At 67.5% G+C, this 3,154-nt stretch carries 2 protein-coding genes; both read left to right on the plus strand.

Features of this window, described 5'->3' with window-relative positions:
* A partial coding sequence (locus ACH4U7_RS53085) for a KR domain-containing protein (protein ID WP_398534927.1) occupies positions 1 to 2,073 on the plus strand: 2,073 nt, incomplete at its 5' end.
* A partial coding sequence (locus ACH4U7_RS53090; protein WP_398534928.1) for a beta-ketoacyl synthase N-terminal-like domain-containing protein occupies positions 2,070 to 3,154 on the plus strand: 1,085 nt, incomplete at its 3' end. The genes ACH4U7_RS53085 and ACH4U7_RS53090, both read left to right, overlap by 4 nt.

Here is a 3,154-nt window from a genome sequence, read left to right on the forward strand (position 1 = left end):
CCACAAACCCAACACCCCCGACGCATCCCCCTCCCCACCTACCCCTTCCAACACCAACACCACTGGCTCCCCCACCCCACCAAAACCACCACAGCGACCACAGCACGCAAGGACACCGCGGAACGCCGCAGTGATCTCGCGGACTGGTTCCACGTCCCGTCCTGGCAGCGCGTCGCGCTGCCCATCGCGCTGCCCGACGCCTCCCGCCAGTGGCTGGTGTTCGCCGACAGCCCAGGTGTCGGCGCCACGGTCTCGGCGCGGCTGCGGGACACCGGTGCCCGGGTGACCATGGTGTACGCGGGTGACTTCTGGGCCGCCCCGGAGTCGGGGCCATGGACCATCGACGCCCGCGAAGGTAGCGACTACGGCCGTCTGCTCTCCGCTCTGCGGGAGCAGAACGGCGCCGTACCCACATGCTTCGTCCATGCCTGGAGCGTCACCTCGGACGACGAGGACGCCGCACACAGCGAAGAGGACACCCGACGGCTCGGCTTCGAGAGCCTGGTACATCTGGCGCAGGCGCTCAGCCGCGAGGAATCCGTCGGGTCCGTCCGGCTGTGGGTCCTCAGCAACGGGCTGCACAACGTCACGGGCGACGAGCGGCTTTCCCCGACGAAGGCCACGCTGCTCGGACCGTGCCGCGTATTGCCGCGCGAAATGGCGGGCCTCAGCTGCCGCGCTGTCGACCTCGACTACGCCGGGCCCCCCGCACCGCACCAACTCGACCGGCTCATAGGCGAACTGGCCGCCGAACCCGGCCAGGACACCGAAGTGGTCGCCCATCGGGGAATCCACCGCTGGACCCAGCACTATCTGCCCCAGCGGCTTCCCAAGCCGGCACGGCCGGCGGAGGCGCTGCGCCCCGGCGGTGTCTATCTCATCACGGGTGGCACCGGCGGCCTGGGCCTGGCCGTGGCCGGACACCTGGCCACCGCCGGAGCACGCCTCGCCCTGACCGCCCGTACGCCATTGCCCCCTGCCGAGGAGTGGGACGACTGGCTGGCGGCCCGCCCCACGGACACGCGCACCACCGATGCGGTCCGCCGATTGGTGCGGTTGCGCGACAACGGGGCCGAACTGCTTGTTGTGCAGGCCGATGCCGGTGATCCCAAAACAATGCGGGCCGCCGTGGAGCAGGTCCGCAGCAAATGGGGCACCATCCACGGCGTCTTCCATACCGCGGGGCTGGCCGGCGGCGGACTGATCCAGCTCAAGGATCTGCGGGTCGCGGCCGAAGTCCTCCATCCCAAGGTGCGCGGGACTCTGGTCCTCGAGGAGGCGCTGTCCGGGCTGGACCTGGACTTCCTGGTGCTGTTCGGCTCGAACGCCGCGAATATCGGCAGCGTCGGCCAGGTCGACTACTGCGCCGCGAACTGTTTTCTCGACGCCTTCGCGCAGGACCGTGGCAGACACCGCCGCATGCTGACCATCGACTGGGGCCCATGGCGTGGCGTAGGCATGGCGGCCGACCAGGAGACTGCGAACGCGCTCGATCCATCCGGAAGCGCGGCGGACCGCGGCATGTCGGAGGAGGAGGGCTTACGCGCTCTGGACACGGTCCTCACAGGCGCGGCCACTCCGCAGATCGTCGTCTCTCCTGTCGCCCTCTCCCAACTGCTCGCCCAGACCTTCAGGCTGGAGCACGGCGGAGGCAGCCCGATCCGAGAGGGCGCCGACGGCACCACTCCGCCGGGCCCCGCGACGGCTCTCCCGGATATGTCCGGGGACCTCACAAGAAGCCGCAGTGACGCCGAGCGGGAAATCTGCGGCATCTGGGGTGAACTACTGGGAGTCGAACGGGCCGGAACTCACGACAACTTCTTTGAACTCGGCGGGAATTCCCTGATCGCCATTCAACTGATCAGCGTCATCAACAGCAGGCTGTCGGTAAAGCTCACGCTGGCGGATCTCTACGAGGCTCCGACGGTAGCCGGTCTGATGGATCTCCTTGAGGTATCCCATCAGCAGCATACGGACAGCACGGACGCCGAAGGGCTCAAGGAACGCAGAAAGAAAATGCAGCGGCGACGTCAGCAGCAGGAACGGCGGCGTACAGCGAGGGGGAACGGATGAGTGACGTGACCGAGACCTCCGCCGACGATCCACAGGACGGAGTTGCGATCGTCGGAATGGCCGGGCGGTTTCCCGGTGCGCGGAATCTGACGGAGTTCTGGGCGAATCTGCGGGACGGCGTGGAGTCGATCGTGCCGTTGAGTGACGAGGAACTGCTCTCGGCCGGGGTCGCACCGGACGTGTTCAACCGGCCCGAGTATGTGAGAGCCGCACCGCGATTCGAGGGCATGGACCTGTTCGACGCGGAGTTCTTCGGCTATTCCGCGCACGAGGCGCGCGTCATGGACCCGCAGCACCGGCTGTTCCTGGAGACCGTATGGGAGGCGCTGGAGCACGCAGGGTACGACGCGGCGCGCTACCCCGGCAGCATCGGCGTCTATGCGGGTGCGGGTACGAGTTCGTACCTCGGCAACATCTTCAGCAATCTCGACGACGGTGAGCGACTGCGCGGGGAGAACTACGGTATCGGATTCGAGCTGTCGTTCCTGGTCAGCAGGGTCTCGTACAAGCTGGATCTCAAGGGTCCCAGCATCCCCGTCCACACGGCCTGCTCGACCTCGCTCGTCGCCGTACACACCGCGTGCCAGGGCCTGCTCAACTACGAATGCGATATGGCACTGTCCGGAGCGGTGTCCTACAAGGTGCCCCGGAACACGGGCTATCTCCACCAGGAGGGGTCGTTCCTCTCACCCGACGGTCATGTACGGCCGTTCGACGCCGCCGCCCGCGGGACCGTCTTCGGAAACGGGGTCGGGGTGGTGGTGCTCAAGCGGCTGGAGGACGCGCTGGCCGACGGCGACACCATCCACGCAGTGATCAGAGGGTCCGCGGTCAACAACGACGGCGCCGTGAAGGCAAGCTTTACGGCTCCCAGTGTCGCGGGGCAGGCCCAAGTGATTACGGAGGCCCTGGCCGCGGCGGACCTCGACCCGGAGTCGATCGACTATGTCGAGGCCCACGGGACCGGCACATTGATCGGTGACTCGATCGAGGTGCAGGCGTTGTCGCGGGTGTTCGGGAACAGCCCGCCCGCGTCGTGTGCCCTGGGCTCCCTCAAGGGCAACATCGGCCACCTCGACGC

The organism is Streptomyces sp. NPDC020845 (assembly GCF_044334165.1).
Classification (GTDB): domain Bacteria; phylum Actinomycetota; class Actinomycetes; order Streptomycetales; family Streptomycetaceae; genus Streptomyces.